Source organism: Parvimonas pharyngis, assembly GCF_046569675.1.
Classification (GTDB): domain Bacteria; phylum Bacillota; class Clostridia; order Tissierellales; family Peptoniphilaceae; genus Parvimonas.
Map to the genome: position 1 here is coordinate 1 of NZ_JBKICJ010000004.1, position 20,285 is coordinate 20,285.

Below are 20,285 nucleotides of genomic sequence, written 5' to 3' on the forward strand. Positions count from 1 at the left end.
TTGAGCTGAACCCAAAAATACGGACAGTTAAATAAATTATTCAAAGGAATGTAATCTATAATCAATAGGAGACATTCCTTTTAAATTCTCCTTAATTCTTTTCGTATTGTACCATTTAATATACTCTTTTATATCTTCTATTAATTTTTCATAAGAAGAATAATTTTCTCCATAAAACATTTCTTGTTTCAATATTCCAAAAAAATTCTCCATTGGTGCATTATCTAAGCAGTTTCCTTTCCTAGACATACTTTGTCTTATATTGTTATTTTCTAATATTCTTACAAAACTACTATGTTGATAATGAAAGCCTTGATCTGTATGAATTGTTAAATCTTCTTTGTTTTTTATTCTTTTTAAAGCTTTTTCTAATGACTTATTTGTTAAAGTTACTGTAGGACTAAAACCTATTGAATATGATATTATTTCTCCATTAAAAGTATCTAAAATCGGTGATAAATATATCTTCTTTTCACTATTTCTTATTTTAAATTCTGTTATATCTGTTAGCCATAATTTATTTGGTTTATCAGCTTTAAAATTTCTATTAACAATATTATTTGCTATCTTTCCTACTGTTCCTTTATATGAATTATACTTTCTAACTCTATTTTTAAACTTTATACATAAAAGTTCATTTTCTTTCATTATTCTTAAAACTTTCTTGTGGTTTACAATAAGTCCATATTCTAATCTTAATACCTTACTTACTCTTCTATATCCATATCTTCCTTTAGATTCTTTTACTATATCTTTTATTTTTTCAATAATATAAATCTCTTTTGACTTTATCTGTTTATATAGTTTTTCTTTCCACTCATAAAAGGAACTTTTATTTAATTTAGCCACTTTTAACCATTGTAATATTGTAATTGATTTATATTCTTTTGCCTTGCTTAATTCAATTATCGCTTTTGCTTTTTCTTTGTTTTTAAGTCCTTTTCCATAAGCAAGGCTTGAAGTTTTTTTTCATAAGCTATAGCTGCCTTTAATAGGAGATTTTCTTCTCTTAGTCTTAAAAGTTCTTCTCTTTCGCTTTCTTGTAAATTTTTTTTTCTTTTTTGTTCTATTGGTATAGATTTTTTCATTTTAGGCTTTCTTCCTTTTGTTTTACTATTTAAACCTTCTAATCCATATTCATCATATTTCCTTTGCCAATTAACTATGATTGAATCATTTGTTATATCAAATTTAACAGCAGTTTCTCTGAAAGTTAGATTATTAGTTTTTTTATATTGTAATACAAACAGCTTAAAATTACTAGTATAACTTTTATTTTTTACTTTTTTACTTACGCCTTTAATACCATTATCCATATACCATTTTATCCAATTTTTGATTGTTGATAGTGGTATTTTATATTTTTTTGATAATTTACATTGACTAATATTATTTTTCTCATATTCTTTAATTACTTTTATTTTTAATTTTTTATCATATTTTGACATTCAAAAACCCCCAAATCCTTTGTCCGGATTTAGGGGTTCACATCAATTTTGCTCCTTTTTTCTTTTTATTACTTACTTTTTTCTCTTTATTATCATCACTTTTCAATTTTTTAAAATGGTCTAAAACACTAAGTGATTTTAGAATTAAAATAGTTACAATTATTATCTTTTTAAAAAGTTCTAAATTTAAAAATATTAACATTAAAATACAAATAACAACGATTAATACATTAATTACCACATTTAATTTTCTATAAACAAATAAATTCATAATATCCCCTCATTCATAAGAAATCAAAGAAAGTATATCATTAATTTTTTTTATTGTCAATTTGATAATAATTTACAATATTTTTATAATCGTGTATAATAAATATATAAAATTAATTTGGAGGTTGTTATGGATAGAAATTATGTTAAAAATTTACTTGAAGAATTATTAAATATCTACAGCCCTACTGGAGATACTGAAAATGCAATTCGTTTTATGGAAGAAAAATTTAAAGAATTAAATATTCCTTCAAGAAGAACAAATAAAAATGCTCTTATCGCAACAATAGAGGGCGAAGAAAAAGAAGCTATAACTTTTTCAGGTCATGTTGATACATTAGGATTGATGGTAAAAGAGATAAAATCAAATGGACGTTTAGCTTTCTCATTAGTTGGTGGTTTTTCTCCAACAAGTGTTGAAACAGAAAATGTATTTATTAAAACTTATGATGGAAAATTAATTCCAGGAACTGTTTTATATAATGAAGCCTCAGTTCACGTTTATGATACAACTACTTCTGCTCAACGTTCAATTAAAAATATGGAAGTAAGAATTGACGAAGTTGTTGAAAATGCTGAAGATGTAAAAAAACTTGGAATTTCAGTTGGAGATTTCATCTACTTAGATCCAAGATGCAGAATTTATGATTCAGGATTTATTAAATCAAGACATTTAGACGATAAAGCTTGTATAGCTGCTATGATGGGACTTGCAAAACATTTAGTTGAAAATAATATAAAGCCAAAGAATACAATCAATTTCTTTATAAGTAATTATGAAGAAATTGGACATGGTTCAAGTTATATCCCTGAAAATACTGTTGAATTCTTCGCTGTAGATATGGCTGCTCCAGGAGTTGGTCAAGAATCTGATGAAAGAGCTGTAACAATTTGTGCAATGGATTCTTCAACACCTTACGATTTAGGAATGAGAAATAAATTAAGAAAAATTGCTGAAGAAAAAAATATTGACTATAGAATTGATATTTATCCACATTACGGATCAGATGCATCTGCTGCTCTTAGTTCAGGATATGATATACGTTGTGCATTAATTGGTCCAGGAGTTGATGCAAGTCACAGCTATGAAAGAACTCATATTTTAGGAATTGAAAACACATATAGATTAATGTTAGAATATCTTTTAGATAAATAATTTAAAAAAATTAAAGGCATAGATTTAAAATCTATGCCTTTTTTAATCAGCTTTAACATCTGTCCAAATATTATCATATTCTTTTATAAAATCAGAAGGATCTCTAAAAACTTCTAATTTTTCAAAATATTCATCATCAATTTCTGTAACTGATTTTACTAATTCATTTTCATCTATAACTTCTTGATTTGGAACTGCATAATAAGTATAATCCATATTTTTTGACAAAATATCTTTTCTTATTAAGAAATCTATCAATTTATATGCATTTTCCTTATTTTTTGCATCTTTTAAAATTACCATTGAATCAAACCAAAGATTTGTTCCCTCTTTTGGTTTTACATATACAAATTTTTCATCCTCATCCATAAGCTCAGTAGCATCCCCAGAATACATTACTGCTATTGCAGCATTTTCAGCTAACATATTATCTTTTGTCTCATCTACAAGATAAGCAAGAATTGATTTCTTTTGCTTAATTAAATCTTTTTTTGCAATTTCAAGTTCTTCTATATTTCTTGTATTCATTGAAAATCCATTTTTTAAAAGAGCAGCGGCTAAACTATCTCTTGAACTATCTAACATAACAATTTTATCCTTATGTTTTAAATCCCATAAATCAGCCCAAGAAGTAATTTCTCCGTCAACTAAATTTTTATTATATACAATACCTAATGTTCCCCAATATAATGGAATAGAATAATTTGATTCGGGATCATAGTCTTTATTTAAAAATTTCTTATCTATATTATCATAGTTTGATAATTTACTTTTATCAATTTTTTCAAGCATATCTTCTTTTATCATTTTTTCAATCATATAATCTGAAGGTACAACAATATCATAATTACTTCCACCTTGTTTTATCTTCAAATACATATCTTCATTCGTAACAAAAGTTTCATAATTAACTTTAATTCCAGTTTCTTCAGTAAACTCATCTAAAACTTCTTTATCTATATACTCTCCCCAGTTATACATGTTTACAACATCACCTTCTCTTTTATTACAAGATGAAAGCAAAAACATTAAACAAAGTGAAAAAAGTAAATTTAAAAATATTTTCTTTTTAGTCATACAAAATACCCTCCTCACTTTTTTTATTTATAATAAGTAATAAAACTATCATAGCTATAAACATCAATGTTGAAAGTGCATTAATTGAAGGATTTATTCCCTTTCTAGCCATAGAGTAAATTTGTGTACTTAAATTTACAACACCATTACCACTATTAAAATATGCTATAACGAAATCATCTAATGAAAGTGTAAATGCTAATAATGAACCAGCAAATACTCCTTGTTTGATTTCAGGCAATATAACTTTTCTAAGTGCATAAAAAGGCGTTGCACCTAAATCCATTGCAGCTTCAGGCAGAAACTTATTCATCTGTTTCATTTTTGGATATACGGAAAGAATAACATAAGGAGTCGCTAAAACAATATGTGAAGCAAGTAATGTTAAAAAACCATAATCTATATTAAATGCCTTATAAAGTACCATTAATGAAATAGCAATTACTATATCTGGATTTAGAACAGGAATATAATTTAAATTCAGCACTAAAAACCTTTCACTTTTTTTCATATAATATATACCAATCGCAGCTACGGTTCCTATAAAAGTAGCAATTATAGTAGTTAAAACTGCAATTACAATTGTGTAATAAAGTGAAGTTAAAACTTCCTTATCATTAAATAACTCCATATACCACTTAAAAGTAATTCCAGAAAATGATCCACGAAGTTTTGAATCATTAAATGAATATAGTATTAGAACAAAAATCGGTGCATAAATAAATATAAATACAAGTGAAATATATAATTTTCTAAACTTATTTTCCATTTTCCACCTCTTTTGAATATTCAGGATCAAATTTATTCATAACAAAAAGCGAAACAAGAATCATAACTAAAAGTACCATGCTCATAGAAGATCCAAAATTCCAATTTCCAGTTACTCTAAATTGTTGTTCTATTACATTTCCGATTAAGTTTTCTTTATTCCCACCTAAAAGAGCAGATATTTCAAATGTTGATATCGCAGGGATAAACACCATTGTAATACCAGTTATAACTCCAGGTAAACTCATAGGAAATACTAATCTAGTAAATGTTTTAATTCTATTTGCACCTAAATCATGAGATGCTTCAATATATTCTTTATCAATCTTAATCAATGTTGTATAAATAGGTAAAATCATAAACGGCAAAAAGTTATATACCATCCCTATTAAAATAGACGTATTTGAATACATAAGATTTACAGAAGGTAAACCAAAGAAATTCAAAATAGAATTTAAAAGTCCATTTTTGCTTAAAATACTTATCCATGAATAAGTTCTAAGTAAAAAGTTCATCCACATCGGAATAACAACTAATAAAATCATCATATTTCTAGTTTTAAGCTTAAATTTTGTAATAAAATATGAGAAAGGATATCCAATCACTAAGCATAAAATAGTAGAAAATACTGCCATTTTTAAAGATCTAAACAAAACTTTCATATAAATAGGATTGAAAAATCTTTGATAATGTTCCATAGAGAAAGTAAAATTTTCTCCACCATAGTCAATAGAATATTTTGCTATGAAAATTAGAGGAACAATGATAAAAATTACTAACCATACAACATATGGATATGCAAACCTCTTAAATTTCATCTATACTTCTTTAGCTCCTTTTTTCATAATATGAATATTATCTGGTGTTACTTTTAGTCCAACTTTTGAACCAATTGGTTTTGTAATTGTAGAGTGTACCATATAATCAAAATCTCCTACTTTAACAAGTAATTCATAATGAACACCCTTAAAAATTTCAGATTTTACTATACCAACTAACATACCATCTTCTTCATCAACAAGCTCTAAATCTTCTGGACGAATTACTACATCAATTTCTTCATTAAGTGCGAATCCTTTATCCACACATTTGAATTTTCTACTTGAAAAGCTTACAAGAAAATCTTCATTCATAATACCATCTAAAATATTACTTTCACCAATAAATGATGCAATAAAAGCATTTTTAGGTTCGTTATAAATATCAATAGGTGTTCCAATTTGTTGAATCTTTCCATCATTCATAACTACAATTGTATCACTCATTGTAAGAGCTTCTTCTTGATCATGAGTTACATACACAAAAGTGATACCTACTCTTTTTTGAATATTTTTAAGTTCAACTTGCATGTCTTTTCTAAGTTGTAAATCCAAAGCTCCTAGTGGCTCATCTAAAAGTAGAACCTTTGGCTCATTTACTAAAGCTCTAGCTATAGCAATTCTTTGTTGTTGTCCACCACTTAAAGATAAAATTGATCTTTTTTCAAATCCTTTTAAGTTAACAAGTCTTAACATTTCTTTAACTTTTTCATTGATTACACTTTCAGACATTTTCTTTATTCTTAGTCCAAATGCAATATTCTCATAAACATTCATATTTGGAAAAAGTGCATACTTTTGAAAAACTGTATTTATATTTCTTTCATATGCCGGAACATTTGAAATATCTTTTCCTTCAAATAAAATTTTTCCGCTTGTAGGAGTTTCAAATCCTCCAATAAGTCTTAAAGTAGTTGTTTTCCCACAACCAGATGGACCTAAAAGTGTTAAAAACTCTTTATCTCTAATATATAGATTTATATCATCTAGAACAATATTATCTCCAAATTTTTTATTTACATTAACTAACTCAACAGCATGATTGCTCATATATCCCTCCTAAAAACTTGGTGGATTTGTAATCCACAAAACTTTTGATTCTTTTTTAGATAAATTAATTATACTTCTTTCAAATTGACCACTTGTATAAAAGCACTCTCCTTCATTTAAAACATATGTATTTGTTCCAAGATGAAGTTCTACTTTACCTTTTAACACATAACCAAATTCTTCTCCTTCAAATGGTTCATAAGTTCTTGAGTAGCTTTTATTCTCATTTAAAGTCACAATTATTGGTTCCATTGAATTCTTCTGTGCATTTGGAACTATCCATTCTAATTTACTATTTCCATTTTCAAAAATCGTTTCAAATGCATCAATTTTTTTAAAAACAAATCTCTCTTCTTTCTCTTCTTTAAAAAAATCTGAAATATTTGTTCCAAGAGCCTCTAAAACATCCTCCAAAGAACTAATCGATGGAGATGTAAGTCCCCTCTCTAGCTGAGAAATAAAACCTTTTGTAAGTTCTGCTCTATCAGCAAGCTCTTCTTGAGTAAGTCCTAAAATGGTTCTTAAATTTTTTATTTTTTCTCCGATATCCATTTTTTCTTTCTCCCAATATAACACTATATTAAACAAATAATATCTCTATACTAAACACTACATATTATATCACAAATAAATCATTTATCAATAGTTTTTATACAAAAATTTAAAATTATTTATAAAAATTTTAAAATATTAAACAAAAATGATTTATTACCATATCACATCATTTTTTTTATTTTTTAAAAATAAACTTATAAGAAATTTTAATATTTTATTATATTACCATAAGAAATATTAATGGTATAAATATTGAAAATACAATATTTATAGTTTATAATATAATTGTATTTTTGTTCTTTTTTTTTTTATTGAATATACAAATACTTTATAAATTTATTTATAGGAGGATTGAAAATGAAAAAAATCTTTTCTGGATTTTTAGCATTTTGTTTAGTTTTTTCGATTTTTAGTACAAATTTCATAACAAAAGCTGAAGATAATGCAAAAAAAATAATCTTAAAAGTCGATACTTCAAAAATTTCAAATGAAAATGTCGATACATATTTAAAAAAAGGAGAATATGATAAAGTAAAAGAAATTAACTCAAGTTCTTTAAAGATTGCCAAAGAAAAAATTAATGAGCTTATTGGTGACTTCAAAGAACTATCTAGAGATGATTTTCTTTTGCCATTTATTTCTTTTGAGGCTACAAATGCTCAAATATCAAAACTAAAAACCTTAGACTTTGTTAAGGATATAGAATTTGATATTGAGTATGAAGAAACTCTAAAACCAAATATTGTTAGACCTACCCCTCGTAGTTCTGCTGATGCAACAAAAATAATTGGCATTGATGATGAATTATTAAAAAAATATGATGGACGTGGTGAAGTTGTTGGTGTTATTGATACAAACTTTGACCCAAATCATGAAGTTTTTAAATTAGACAATGATGTAACTCCTTCAATAACTAAAGAAGATATACAAAAATTAGTTAAGCATAAAAATGGTGCTCTAAAGAATTTCACTGAAGATAAATTATATTTTAGTTCAAAAGTACCTCTAGGATACCATTATGTAAATGAAGATACAAATTTAAATCCCGAAAAAACTGAAGAAGGGCATGGTCAACATGTTGCTGCAGTTATTGGAGGAAGCAAGACTAAAATAAATAATAAATATGACTGGAGAGGTGTTGCACCTAATACACAACTCCTAATGATGAACTGTTTTGCAAATGAAGGTACATCCTCTACATACTATATAAAAGCTATCAGTGATGCTGTTTACTTAAGAGCAACTGCTATAAATATGAGTCTTGGTAAACCAAAAGGTACAATAAGAAATCATAGTTCAGTAGATAAGAGTGTTTCTGAGATAATTGATAGAGCTGCTTCCGTTGGTACAAATGTTGTAATAGCAGGTGGTAATGAAGGAGAATACCAAGGAGATATGTCCATTGATCATCCTGATTTCGGAACTGTTGCATCTCCAGGGATTCAACAAAGTGCTATAACTGTAGCATCTGTAGAAAATAATTCATATATGGCAAAATTTTTAACCGTAGGTAATGAAAAAATTCCATATTATGAAGTTAAAGAAAGAATTTTTGAAAAAAATACTTTTGATATAGTTAATTGTGGTGAAGCATTAGAAGATGATAAATTACCAAATGTTAATGGAAAAGTTGCTCTTATTAAGCGTGGTGGAGATACTTTCAAAAATAAAGTTAAAAGAGTTGAAGATGCTGGTGCAATAGGTGTTATTATCTATAATAATGTACTAGGATCATTTTCAATGAGTCTAGATAATACTTCTACAATTCCTGTAATTGGTATTTCTATGGAAGATGGAGAAAAACTTATTTCAAAATTACCAGTAAAAATAACTATTACTAATGAACAAGATTTTGTTAAAAACCCACTAGAAGGAAGAATGAGTAGTTTCTCAAACTGGGGACTTACATCTGATGGAATTTTAAAACCTGATTTAACAGCTCCTGGTGGACATATATATTCTGCAAAAAACGGAGCAGGATTTGTAGAAATGAGTGGAACGTCAATGGCAACCCCTCATGTATCTGGTGCAGTCGCAATTGTTTCACAAAGTTTAAAAGAAAGAGAAGAATTCAAAAATTTAAGTGTTGCTAATAGAGGAAAATTAGTTAAGACAATACTTATGAATTCAGCAAAACCACTAAATGATAAAGAAAATAATGTACCTGTTTCCCCTAGACAACAAGGAGCTGGTATTGTTGATATGAAATCTGCTGTAGAACTAGATTTTACAGTTGTTGATAAGGATACAAATGTTGCATCAACTTTTATTAAAGATATAAAAGACACTATTACTCTAAAATTAAGAATTAAAAATTATTCTAATCATGATAAGGAAATTACTCCATCTGTAATAGTAACTATTGATGCTCATTCTGGCAAGAAAAATCTATTAAAGCCAACAGAATTATTTACAAAAACTTTAAATTCTGACAAATTTACTATTGGAGCTAATCAAGAAATTGTTAAAGAAATTAATATTCCATTAGAAAATTTAGATAAAATTAAAGATTTTGATAAAGGTGCTTTTGTTGAAGGATTTTTAACTTTATCAGCTAATGATGGCAAAAAAGCAAACTTCCCATTCGTTACTTTTAAAGGAGATTTTAATAATCTTTCTGTAATAGAAAAACCAGTGTATGAATTTGATTTTGATAAAGAAAGTCCAATGTACTGGAATTTAAAACCTTCTGCAAATGCTTGGCATAGATTCTTTACTCATATTGAAAGTAAAATTGATGATTATCCAGTTGTTTTAGGCATGAAAAATTTCGATGAAATTAATGATGTTAAAAAATTACAAAAAGATACAGACATTAAACCAGTATTTAGTAAAAAATTAGTTATTAGCCCTAATGGTGATGGAAAATTAGACGATATTACCCTATACTCTGTATTTACTAGAAATGCTGATGCAAGATATGAAATAAGAAATTCAGAAGACAAAGTTGTTGCAGAACAAAAAAATACTAAGCTTATACTTAAAAATATTTCAGATTGGGCGGATAAAGAAGATTTAAATCCAGAATTTTTAGGATATACTAATATTGATATTTCAAATCTTAAAGATCAAAAAGATGGTGAATACACTCTTAACATATTAGCAAAACCAACTGTAGAAGGTGCTAAAGAGCAAAAACATTCTATTAAATTTACAATAGATAATGAAGCTCCTAAATTTAAAAACGCAAAACTAGATACTGAAACTAAAAAATTTACTTTCACGGTAGAAGATTCTAATGAAATTAAATCTGTAAAAGCCACTGGAATAGAATATCAAATTCCTTATCCTGATTATCCTGACTATAAGATAGCAAAAGAAGTTAAACTTGAAGTTAATGATATTGGTAATAATCAATACGAAATCCAATTAAAAGATGATACAGATTTAAAAGATGTCAATATTACAGCAACTGATATTGCATATAATGAAAATACAGAAGACTGTGATATGATGACAACAGATAAAACACTAGGAAAGCTTGAAGTAATTTCCAAATCTGAAAATGGTGAACATGTACCAATAAAATATGATGTATATGATGAATCAAATAGAATTGTAAAGAATACTCAAAAGCTTAGACCTGGAAAATATACTTTTGTATATAAATTCTGCCCTATCGAATACAAATTAATTAGTGAAAATTTAGAACAAGAATTTGAAATTACTGAAGAAAACTTAAACCATGAAATAGAGCTGAAATTTTCTAAACAAAAAATCGGACAAAAAATGGTATTAGTTAGAGGCACAGGAGATCTTAGTTTTAAGGATTTTAAAATTACTGCTGTAAATGTTGATAATCCAAAACAAAAATTTAGATTAAGACAAGAAGTTGAAGAAACTCCACAATTTTTCTTCTCTGCCCCATTTGGAAAGTATAAGATAGTTGTAGAAATTACTAACCCAAATAAAGCATTAAAATACAACTATGTACTTAGTACTGATGACCAAAAAGAAATATCCGAAGTAACAATTGATGAAAATTCAATTAACAAGAGAGTGGATTTACTTTTCTCTGAAAATTTATTTAAAGTAGTTCCAATTACAAAAGGATATGATGGACATATAGATTATATGGGAATGAACCTTTCAGTTGGACAACCAGTAGATATTAGAAGTATTGGTAGAGGTCGTTCAGAAATAGTTCCTAAAGAAGTTCCTGAAGGATATTATGTTGTTCCTGGTATGCAAACTGTAAAATTAACTGATGAAAATCCAGTACAAGAAGTTGTTTTTGAATACTATAAAGAAAATGAAGATGATAAATTCTCTTTATTAATTCAAGATAATGCTAAAGAAAAAGGTATTGAAACTAAGTATAAAATCTATAACTACAATGAAAGATTTAATTTTGAAAAAGGAAAAATCAGTTTAGACTATACTCCTGGTATGAAACTTAACCCAGGTTGGTATTGTATCGAAGCTCAAGAAGAAGATTATGGAGAATACAAAGCACAAGCTAATGAGCCTACTCCAACTTACAACTTAAAAGAAAAAGTAATAGAAGTTAAAAAGGGTGAAAAAAATGTTACTGTTGGATTTACTTGGGGAAAAAATAATGAAGAAAATTTTGTTGAAAAATACTCAAGAAAAATAATTGCAAATATTCCTGAAAACTACCCTAATGATGAAATTAAACTAGAAATAAGAAAGAAAGATTCTGGTGAAGTTGTTGTAAAACACACTTACAAACAATCCGACGAAAATACGCATTCAGTTATTATTCCTAGTGGATCTGGTTATGATGTTGTAGCTACAAATATTGCTAATGGATATTCTTGTCCTAATGGTGAAGCTTGGGTTTTCGGAGCAGATGGTCACCCAATAACTCTTAACATTACAAAAAATGTTATTGATGGTAAAGATGTTAATTTCAAATTTAAAGTTGGAGATACTGAAATTCCTAATGTAAAATTCAAATTAAATGATTTAGATTTCAAATCAGGAAATAACAAATTAGAATTAGGAAAATATAAGGTTGAAATATTAAGTCCAGAAAGCTATAAAGGAAAGAATATAGATAAAGAAATTGAAATTACAAAAGATACCAATGAAATTTCTATTAATCTTGAAAAAATAACTACTGGAACAATAAAAATTGGACTAGAATATATTGATACAACCGATAAATTAAGTAAAATTGAACTTGACGGAAAAGAAATATCCTTAACTGGTAATAAAATTCCTGTTTCAATAGGAAATCATAAACTTGAAATTACAGATGTTGATGGCAATATTTCAAATTATGAAATCTCCCCTAACGCTGTTAATAATTTCAATTTAAACTTTGAAAATCCTGATCAAGTATTTAATTTCAAGATAAAGAGAAAACCAAGTAGTATTGATATCTCTGAATTAACAAAATTAGTTGAAGAAAGCAAAGAAATCAAAAAATCAGAAAAGTATCTAAATGCTATTGACGAATTAAAAGAACTTTATGATAATTCAACAAAAGCTGCTAAAGACTTATTAGACAATGAATCTACAAGAACTGAATTTAATGTAAAAAAAGCTGTTGAAGAGTTAAAACTTGCAAAAGATTCTTTAGATGGTGATAAAGCACATGCAAAACTTGTAAAGAAATTAAAAGATTTAATCAATGAAAAAGATGTTTTATCTGATGGTAATCTTTATATTAATTCAGATGAAGAAGAAAATGAAGCTTATTTAGATGCAATTGAAAATGCTAAACAACTACTAAACGTTAATTTCAAGCTAAAAGAACTTGAATCTGCAATTAAAGATATTGAGGATGCAAAATCAGTTATGGGATATATAATTAAAATTAATATTTCAGGAGAAAATATCCCTAACAACTTAAAAGTAAAAGCTATTAATGAAGTTACAGGCGAAGAAATTGAACTTGAAAACAAAGGCAAATCTTTTGAAAAATCTGTAGCATTAGGCAAATATAAGATAATCGTTGAATTAGATGAAAAATACAATATTGACAAGAACAATTTTGAAGTTGAACTTACAAAAGACAAAAAGGACGAAGATACTGTAGTAATTTCTAAAATACAAAATGATGATAATCAAACTCCAATAACTTTCCATTATGGGGATAACCAAACTGTTAAACTTGGAGAAAAAATTTCCGATATCAAAATTAGTGAAGACATTTCAAAATTTGTTAGACTTTTAGTTGACGGTAATGAAGTTAATAAAGATTATTATTCATTAGTTCAAGGAAGTACAATAGTAAAATTCAAAGAAGCTTTTACAGATACATTAGCTGTTGGAACTCACACACTTGTATTTGAATTTACAACTGGTAAAATAGAAACTACTCTAACTATTGCTAACAGAGATAGTTCTGATAATAATAATAATTCAAATAACAACAGCAATGATAACAGCAATAATAGTAGTAGTAACAACAACACTAATAGTAACAACAGCAATAATAGTAGTAACAACAACAGTAATAATAGCGAAAACAATAACGCTAATAATACAACTAAGACAAGAAATAATAAACTAGTTAAGACTGGAATTTCTAATAACTATAATATCCTACTATTTGCAATTACTGCTATAATATTAAGTTCATTATTTGCTCGTAAAAGAATAAATAAGTAGAAAAAAAGGAAGTGATTTTATCACTTCCTTTTTTATTAAAAAATATAGAATCACCTCTACATTTATTTACCAATTTTTTCTTCTCTTCCATAATAGAAAAGATACTGTTGAGCATAACCGGCATATTTTCCAAATATTCTGTCTGCTTCTTTTGAAATTTTCTTAACTGGAGTTTCTTCTTTTATGAAAAGTTCTTCCATAACTCTCTTAATCCAGACATCTACTGGGAAAACTTCCCCTCTTTTATATGAAAATAGCATAATACAATCTGCAACTTTATTTCCAACTCCCGAAAATTTTAATAGTTCTTCTCTAAGAACATCTGTTTCTAAATTTTCAAAACTATCCAAATCAATATTTTCATTTTTTATCATATTAACTGTATCAAAAATTCTCTTATCTCTAAACCCTACCTTAGCGAATTCTCTTAATTCTTCTACTGTGGCCTTACTCAATTCTTCAACAGTTGGAAATGAATAATATTTTCTATTTTCATCTTCACAAATAAATTTTCCATATCTCATAGAAATTACTTCAATGGATTTTCTAATTCTAGGAATCATATTATTAGCTGATATTATAAAACTTATTAACATTTCAAAATGATTTTGATTTAATATTCTAATACCTTTTCCGTATTCCATTGCATTTGCTAAAATTTTGTTATTTGCTAAGCTTTTTCTTATAGATTGATAGTCTGTATTCAAGTCGAAATAATCTATCCAAATTTCGTTAAATTCTTCTAAATTTGTTCCTTTAAATATAACTTTGTCATCTTTATTTAATACATTTAAAACTCTTCCTAAATGTACTGTTGTAAAACTACCATCTTTTTCTTCATACCATCTAAAAGCCTGTCCACAAGTAAAAATAGCCTTAGCATCAAAATTTTCTACATCTTCTAAAATTACTAAATTATCTTTTTCGTAAAGTTTCATTATTTTTTTGACTTTGGTCTTGCTTTATTTTGTTTTATAAGAATTGAAAGTTTTTCCGCATTTTCTTTTTCAAGAGGAATAGTTAAAATTTCATCTTTTAAATCACCAGTAACTACAACTTCAAAAAACTTACTATTTAGAGCACCCCATTTTTTGATTTTCTTATACTCTCCAAGTTTTCCATCAAAGCAAAATCCATTATCTCCAATATATAACCTATCAAGAGATACTATTGAATAAGTAATACCAATTAAAACATATACGATACTATAAATATCTTGAATTTGTACAGCATATACAACACCAAATGCAACTAACGCAATAGATAAACCAAACAATACTTTTCTACCTCTAAGAGGCATAGTAGTTAATTCTCCAGTTAATTTTTTTCTAGTTTGAAAAATTGCTACTATTTTCTTAATTACAAATATTAATATTACCCCGAATACTATTAATAATAAATCACTACTTCCCATAAATCCTCCATATAAATTAAGTAGAAGCAAGCTTCTACTTAATTTTAATTTTCATCATTTTCTATTTTTTCTTCTACAGTTTCTTTAGTAGTATTTGCTTTTTTCTCAGTTGATTCTTCATCAACTTCATCACCAAAAACTTCTTCTACCTTTTCTACTGATTCTTCAACTACTTCTTCTTCAATACCCATATACTTATTATACATAGTTTCAAATTCTTTTCCACTAATAGTTTCTACTTCTAAAAGTTTGTTAGCTATTATGTGTAAGAATTCTATATTTTCATTTAATACATTTTGAGCAGTATTATATGCTTCATCAAGAAGATCTTTAACTTCACCATCAATAAGTCTTGCAACATCTTCAGAATAAGTTCTTCCCTTTCCAAAATCTCTTCCTAAGAAAGTTTCTTCTTCTCCCATATCATAATTTATAGGTCCAATTTTAGTACTCATTCCATAAGTAGTAACCATACTTCTTGCAAGTTTAGTTGCTCTTTCAATATCATTAGATGCTCCAGTTGTTACATCTTCAAAGATTATAAGCTCAGCTGAACGTCCACCAAGCATCATTGCAAGTCTAGACTTCATTGCTTTTACAGTCATATATTGACTATCTTCATCTTGAGAATAAGCAGTAAATCCACCTGCTCTTCCTCTTGGAACTATTGTAATCATTTGAACAGGATCTGATAACGGAACAAATCTTGAAACAATAGCATGACCTGCTTCATGATAAGCAGTTATCTTTCTATCTCTATCTGTAACAACAGCAGATTTCTTTTCAGGGCCAGCTACAACTTTTATTGCAGCTTCTTCAAAAACCTTCATAGGAATAGTCTTTAAATTATATCTAGCTGATAATAATGCAGCTTCATTACATAAATTTTCAAGATCCGCTGGAGTAAATCCAGTAGTATGTTTAGCAATAACTTTAAGGTCTACATCAGGATCTAATCTCTTATTTCTTGTATGAACCATTAATATTGCTTCTCTTTCTTTTACATTTGGTATACCTACATAAATTTGTCTATCAAATCTACCAGGTCTTAAAATCGCTGGGTCAAGAATGTCAGGTCTATTTGTTGCAGCCATAACAATTATTCCTTCATTAACACCAAAACCGTCCATTTCAACAAGTAATTGGTTTAATGTTTGTTCTCTTTCATCATGTCCACCACCAAGGCCAGCGCCTCTTCTTCTACCAACAGCATCAATTTCATCTATAAAAATTATACATGGTGCATTCTTCTTAGCTTCTTCAAATAAATCTCTTACTCTTGATGCCCCAACACCTACAAACATTTCAACAAAGTCTGAACCACTTATACTGAAAAAAGGAACTTTTGCTTCTCCAGCAACAGCTCTTGAAAGATATGTCTTACCAGTTCCCGGAGGACCTACAAGTAAAACACCTTTTGGAATTCTAGCACCAATGTCACTATATTTTTTAGGAGATCTTAAGAAGTCAACAATTTCTTGTAATTCTTCTTTTTCTTCTTCAAGTCCAGCAACATCTGTAAATGTTACTTCATTTTTCTTATCTTTATGAAGTCTTGCTTTACTCTTTCCAAAATTCATTACTTTGCCACCACCTTGAGCTTGTCTCATAAATAGAAACCAAAGTACTCCAAGACCTATTAAAACTATAAGTGTAGGCAAAATTTCTAAATAGAATGGCTTTGTAGGCTCAGCCTTACCATTATATTTTATAGTATTGTTATCTACCTTTGCCTTTAGATAATTATCATAAAAATTAATTCTAAATTCTGAAGGTAAATATGCCTTAAATTCTGTTTTATCTTTATCATTTAATTTTCCAGTTATATATGAACCTTGTGTAGTTACTTCCGTAACTTCATCATTTTTTATTTTTGATACTATTTCTGTAACTGTGTACTCTTTAACTACTGGTGTTGAAGTTTTTATTACAAAAAAATATGCAGTTAAAAACAAAATTGGTATCAAATATACAAGATACGCTTTAGTTTTTTTATTCACGCTTTCCCTCCTAATATTCTATTTATATACCTCTTCCTTAAGAGAAATAATATATGGTAAATTTCTATATGATTGATTATAATCTAGTCCATAACCTACAATAAAGTCATTTGGAACCTCAAATCCTACAAAATCTCCAGAAATTTCTACAAGTCTTCTTTCTGGTTTGTCTAGCATACTTGAAACTTTAACAGTTTTTGCACCTCTATCTTTAAAATAATTAAAAAGATATTTTAATGTTTTTCCAGTATCAATAATATCTTCAACAATTAAAATATTTTTACCTGAAACATCAGCTTCTAAATCTTTAACTATTTTTACAATTCCACTTTCAGATGAGTTTCCATAAGATGAAATTGCCATGAAATCTATTGATATCGGAAGATTAATAGCTCTAATCAAGTCTGCAAAAAACAATATAGAACCTCTTAAAATTCCAACTACAACAAGTTCAGCATCATCATTTTGGTAATGATTAGTTATTTCTTGTCCAAGTTCCTTAACTCTATCTTTTATAGTTTTTTCATCAAATAATAATTCTTTCATATCTGATTTAACTATAGATTCTAATCTCTCCATAAAATCTCCTTTGATAAAACCTTAATTTTTATTATATCTTCATTACTGTCTACTAAATATCTATTTGATCTCCTCACATTAGCAACCCAAATGATATCTGAATTAATTTCAAAAATAGGTATATTATCCCTCATTTCAAGATTTATTTTTTCATCAATAAATATATCCTTTAGCTTTTTCTTTCCAAAATTAAATTCTAGAAAATCCCCATTTTTTCTATTTCTAATCTTTAACAATTTTAAATACTTTTTATTTATAAAAAGTATATCTTTTTTTTGTTTAAAATTATTAAATTCTTCTATATTAGACTGTTCTATAATTATATCAAAAAACTTAGTAGAATACAAAGAAAAATCTAAATTTTCAAAATAGAATTCTATTTTTGAATTTTTAAAAATATTTTTATCACAAATGAGTAGTTTATCGTATTCTATTTTAAAAATTACATCTTTTATTTCTATATATTTACCCGTTTTTGTAAAAATCAAATTGTCTATTTCTTCAATAATCTTATAATTAATTCCATCAGGATCTTTACTTATAAATTCAAAAAATTCTCTATACATTATATTTCTAAACGATTTAGATTGTTTTTTTAATTTTTCAATATAAACAACAATTTGCTCTTTATTAAATTCCCATAATAATCCTTCTTTTGAAAATATATATTCTCTAGAAATACTATTATAATCATTTGCAATATTTGATAATCTAGACAAAGCATCTAATATTCTTGGATTATAGTCATTTTCTAGAACAGGCATTAGATTTAATCTAATTTTATTTCTTAAATATAATTCTTCAAAATTAGTTTCATCTTCAACAAAAGGAATTTGATTTTCTTCAATATATTGTTCAATATCATCTCTTGAAAAATTCAATAAAGGCCTAATTAAATCTCCTCTTTCTGACTGTATGCCAATTAGTCCATTAATACCTGTACCTCTTAGTATTCTCATAATAACAGTTTCAGCTAAATCGTTCTTATTATGAGCAGTGGCTATGTAATCTAATTTTTCAATACTTTTAATCTCGTCAAAAAACTTATATCTTAATGTTCTTGAGCTTTCTTCTATAGACATCTTATTATCACTAGAAAAAAGTGTAACATTTTCTTTTTTTGAGTAAAATTTTAAACCATATTTTTCGCATTGTCTTTTAACAAAAACTTCATCTCTATCAGCATCTTCCCTTAAAGAATGATTAAAATGACAAACAATAATATTTAATTTAAAATCATTTTTATAATAATTAAATAAATCTAACATAGTCATAGAATCTTTACCGCCCGAAACAGCTAATAAAATTCCAGAACCATATAAATCATAATTTTTTACAGTTTTTAAAAATTCATTTTTCATAAAAATAAAAAACCGAGTATAAACCCGGCTCCTTTCTCTACTAAATTAAACTAATCGACATCTTTATACTTTACTATTACTTCGTCTTTTTCTACCATTTTAAGTTTTTCTCTAGCTACTTTTTTAATAAATTCTTCATTGTCTACATTTTGAAGACTTTCTTTTGCTTCTGAGATTTCAGCATTTAGTTTATCTTTTCTATCTACTAAAGTTTGAATTTTTTTACTTAATCTGTTTTTTTCCTTAGCTTGATAAACAATAGCTTTTCCAAAAACAATACATAGAGCAAAAAATACTAACGCATAAAATCGAATTCGAGCTTTATTTCTCTTATTCATCAAGCCACCTCCCTATCTCTTATAAATTATATACTAAAAAATTATTTTTTTCAATACTTTTACAGATTTTCGTACATTTTTTGAGCATCTTCTTTTTTCTGACTATCAGTTATATCTAACACTCTAATTTTAACATCAGAATTTCCAAACTTTAATTCTATGATATCTCCAACTTTTACTTCATCAGAAGGTTTCATAGCTTTTCCATTTCTAAAAATTCTTTCTTTTTCGCAAGCTTCTTTTGCAACAGTTCTTCTTTTTATAAGTCTTGAATTTTTTAAAAATTTATCTATTCTCATTAAATATTATACTCCAAAATAGAATCTACTTGATATTCCTTGTTTTTATCTCTACCGTTTAAGTCAGTTAATTCCATTAAAAATTGCATTGAAACAACTTCAGCCCCTTGTGACTCAATTAATTTTGCACAAGCATTAATAGTTCCACCTGTGGCAAGTAAATCATCAACTATAGCAACTCTGTCTCCACTTTTTAATGCATTTTTACAAATTTCTAGCTTATCCGTTCCATATTCAAGAGAATATTCAAAAGAAACAGTTTCTCCAGGTAATTTTCCAGGTTTTCTAACTGGTATAAATCCTACATTTAAAGCGTAAGCAACTGCTGATCCAAATACGAATCCCCTCGCTTCCGGCCCTACAATATAGTCTATATTTTTATTTTCTAAATTTTTCTTCATTAAATTTACAGCTTCTCTAAAAGCTTCACCATCACTAATTAATGTAGTTATATCTTTAAAGCTAATTCCTTCTTTTGGGAATCCTTCTATAACTCTTATTTTTGATTTTAAGTCCATAACTTCCTCCTAAATTTTCATCAGCAACTAATTATATACCATTTTAAGTTCA

General features: G+C 27.0%; 18 protein-coding genes. 2 read left to right on the top strand and 16 right to left on the bottom strand.

Annotated features, from left to right (window positions below; translation table 11 throughout):
• Window positions 1-36 precede the first annotated feature (36 nt).
• Genes ACLGL0_RS05280 through ACLGL0_RS05290 form a run of 3 tightly spaced genes read right to left on the bottom strand, consistent with a single transcriptional unit; the run spans window position 37 to window position 1,719 of the window.
• Window positions 37-909: an IS3 family transposase gene (locus ACLGL0_RS05280; RefSeq protein WP_411014032.1), complete on the bottom strand. Its 873-nt coding sequence runs from the start codon at window positions 907-909 to the stop codon at window positions 37-39.
• Window positions 906-1,448 carry a helix-turn-helix domain-containing protein gene (locus ACLGL0_RS05285; protein WP_411013180.1) on the bottom strand — a complete coding sequence of 181 codons (543 nt, stop codon included), beginning with the start codon at window positions 1,446-1,448 and terminating at the stop codon, window positions 906-908. The genes ACLGL0_RS05280 and ACLGL0_RS05285 overlap by 4 nt, the downstream gene beginning before the upstream one ends.
• Window positions 1,449-1,485: 37 nt before the next feature.
• A complete protein-coding gene (locus ACLGL0_RS05290; RefSeq protein WP_411013910.1) occupies window positions 1,486-1,719 on the bottom strand; it encodes a hypothetical protein in 234 nt (77 codons plus the stop codon).
• 129 nt (window positions 1,720-1,848) lie between these two features.
• On the opposite strand from ACLGL0_RS05290, the gene ACLGL0_RS05295 reads away from it, so the two are divergent.
• Window positions 1,849-2,874, top strand: a complete 1,026-nt coding sequence (locus ACLGL0_RS05295) for a M42 family metallopeptidase (RefSeq protein ID WP_314557295.1) — start codon at window positions 1,849-1,851, stop codon at window positions 2,872-2,874.
• Window positions 2,875-2,916: 42 nt separating this feature from the next.
• Here the strand turns inward: ACLGL0_RS05295 and ACLGL0_RS05300 are convergent, their stop codons facing one another.
• The 5 genes from ACLGL0_RS05300 to ACLGL0_RS05320 are packed head-to-tail and all read right to left on the bottom strand — an operon-like array spanning window position 2,917 to window position 7,139.
• The gene (locus ACLGL0_RS05300; RefSeq protein ID WP_314557294.1) at window positions 2,917-3,951 is read right to left on the bottom strand and encodes an ABC transporter substrate-binding protein; all 1,035 of its coding nucleotides are present in this window, start codon (window positions 3,949-3,951) and stop codon (window positions 2,917-2,919) included.
• A complete protein-coding gene (locus ACLGL0_RS05305) occupies window positions 3,944-4,720 on the bottom strand; it encodes an ABC transporter permease (RefSeq protein ID WP_411013911.1) in 777 nt (258 codons plus the stop codon). Before ACLGL0_RS05305 ends, ACLGL0_RS05300 begins: the two co-directional genes overlap by 8 nt.
• Window positions 4,710-5,537, bottom strand: coding sequence for an ABC transporter permease (locus ACLGL0_RS05310; RefSeq protein WP_411013912.1), 828 nt, complete (start codon window positions 5,535-5,537; stop codon window positions 4,710-4,712). The genes ACLGL0_RS05305 and ACLGL0_RS05310 overlap by 11 nt, the downstream gene beginning before the upstream one ends.
• Window positions 5,538-6,587 carry a spermidine/putrescine ABC transporter ATP-binding protein gene (gene potA / locus ACLGL0_RS05315; RefSeq protein WP_313962431.1) on the bottom strand — a complete coding sequence of 350 codons (1,050 nt, stop codon included), beginning with the start codon at window positions 6,585-6,587 and terminating at the stop codon, window positions 5,538-5,540. It abuts the gene before it with no gap.
• Window positions 6,588-6,596: 9 nt separating this feature from the next.
• On the bottom strand, window positions 6,597-7,139 hold the full coding sequence (locus ACLGL0_RS05320; protein WP_233055365.1) for a helix-turn-helix domain-containing protein: 543 nt from the start codon (window positions 7,137-7,139) through the stop codon (window positions 6,597-6,599).
• Between the two features lie 360 nt (window positions 7,140-7,499).
• Between ACLGL0_RS05320 and ACLGL0_RS05325 the strand changes: the two genes are divergently transcribed.
• Window positions 7,500-13,724 carry a S8 family serine peptidase gene (locus ACLGL0_RS05325; RefSeq protein WP_411013913.1) on the top strand — a complete coding sequence of 2,075 codons (6,225 nt, stop codon included), beginning with the start codon at window positions 7,500-7,502 and terminating at the stop codon, window positions 13,722-13,724.
• A gap of 62 nt (window positions 13,725-13,786) precedes the next feature.
• Here the strand turns inward: ACLGL0_RS05325 and ACLGL0_RS05330 are convergent, their stop codons facing one another.
• Genes ACLGL0_RS05330 through ACLGL0_RS05365 form a run of 8 tightly spaced genes read right to left on the bottom strand, consistent with a single transcriptional unit; the run spans window position 13,787 to window position 20,233 of the window.
• Window positions 13,787-14,662, bottom strand: coding sequence for a DNA-3-methyladenine glycosylase family protein (locus tag ACLGL0_RS05330; protein ID WP_411013914.1), 876 nt, complete (start codon window positions 14,660-14,662; stop codon window positions 13,787-13,789).
• Entirely contained in the window at window positions 14,662-15,138 is a 477-nt protein-coding gene (locus ACLGL0_RS05335) for a DUF5673 domain-containing protein (RefSeq protein WP_411013915.1), read from the bottom strand. Before ACLGL0_RS05335 ends, ACLGL0_RS05330 begins: the two co-directional genes overlap by 1 nt.
• A gap of 44 nt (window positions 15,139-15,182) precedes the next feature.
• Window positions 15,183-17,138 carry an ATP-dependent zinc metalloprotease FtsH gene (ftsH, locus tag ACLGL0_RS05340; RefSeq protein ID WP_411013916.1) on the bottom strand — a complete coding sequence of 652 codons (1,956 nt, stop codon included), beginning with the start codon at window positions 17,136-17,138 and terminating at the stop codon, window positions 15,183-15,185.
• A gap of 18 nt (window positions 17,139-17,156) precedes the next feature.
• The gene (gene hpt, locus ACLGL0_RS05345) at window positions 17,157-17,717 is read right to left on the bottom strand and encodes a hypoxanthine phosphoribosyltransferase (protein WP_314557276.1); all 561 of its coding nucleotides are present in this window, start codon (window positions 17,715-17,717) and stop codon (window positions 17,157-17,159) included.
• Entirely contained in the window at window positions 17,705-19,078 is a 1,374-nt protein-coding gene (tilS, locus tag ACLGL0_RS05350; RefSeq protein WP_411013917.1) for a tRNA lysidine(34) synthetase TilS, read from the bottom strand. The genes hpt and tilS overlap by 13 nt, the downstream gene beginning before the upstream one ends.
• A gap of 50 nt (window positions 19,079-19,128) precedes the next feature.
• On the bottom strand, window positions 19,129-19,416 hold the full coding sequence (locus tag ACLGL0_RS05355) for an FtsB family cell division protein (protein ID WP_314557272.1): 288 nt from the start codon (window positions 19,414-19,416) through the stop codon (window positions 19,129-19,131).
• Between the two features lie 59 nt (window positions 19,417-19,475).
• A complete protein-coding gene (locus tag ACLGL0_RS05360) occupies window positions 19,476-19,715 on the bottom strand; it encodes an RNA-binding S4 domain-containing protein (RefSeq protein WP_233055357.1) in 240 nt (79 codons plus the stop codon).
• Window positions 19,715-20,233 (bottom strand): adenine phosphoribosyltransferase, encoded by a 519-nt coding sequence (locus ACLGL0_RS05365; RefSeq protein WP_411013918.1) that lies wholly within the window; start codon window positions 20,231-20,233, stop codon window positions 19,715-19,717. The genes ACLGL0_RS05360 and ACLGL0_RS05365 overlap by 1 nt, the downstream gene beginning before the upstream one ends.
• Window positions 20,234-20,285: the final 52 nt, after the last annotated feature.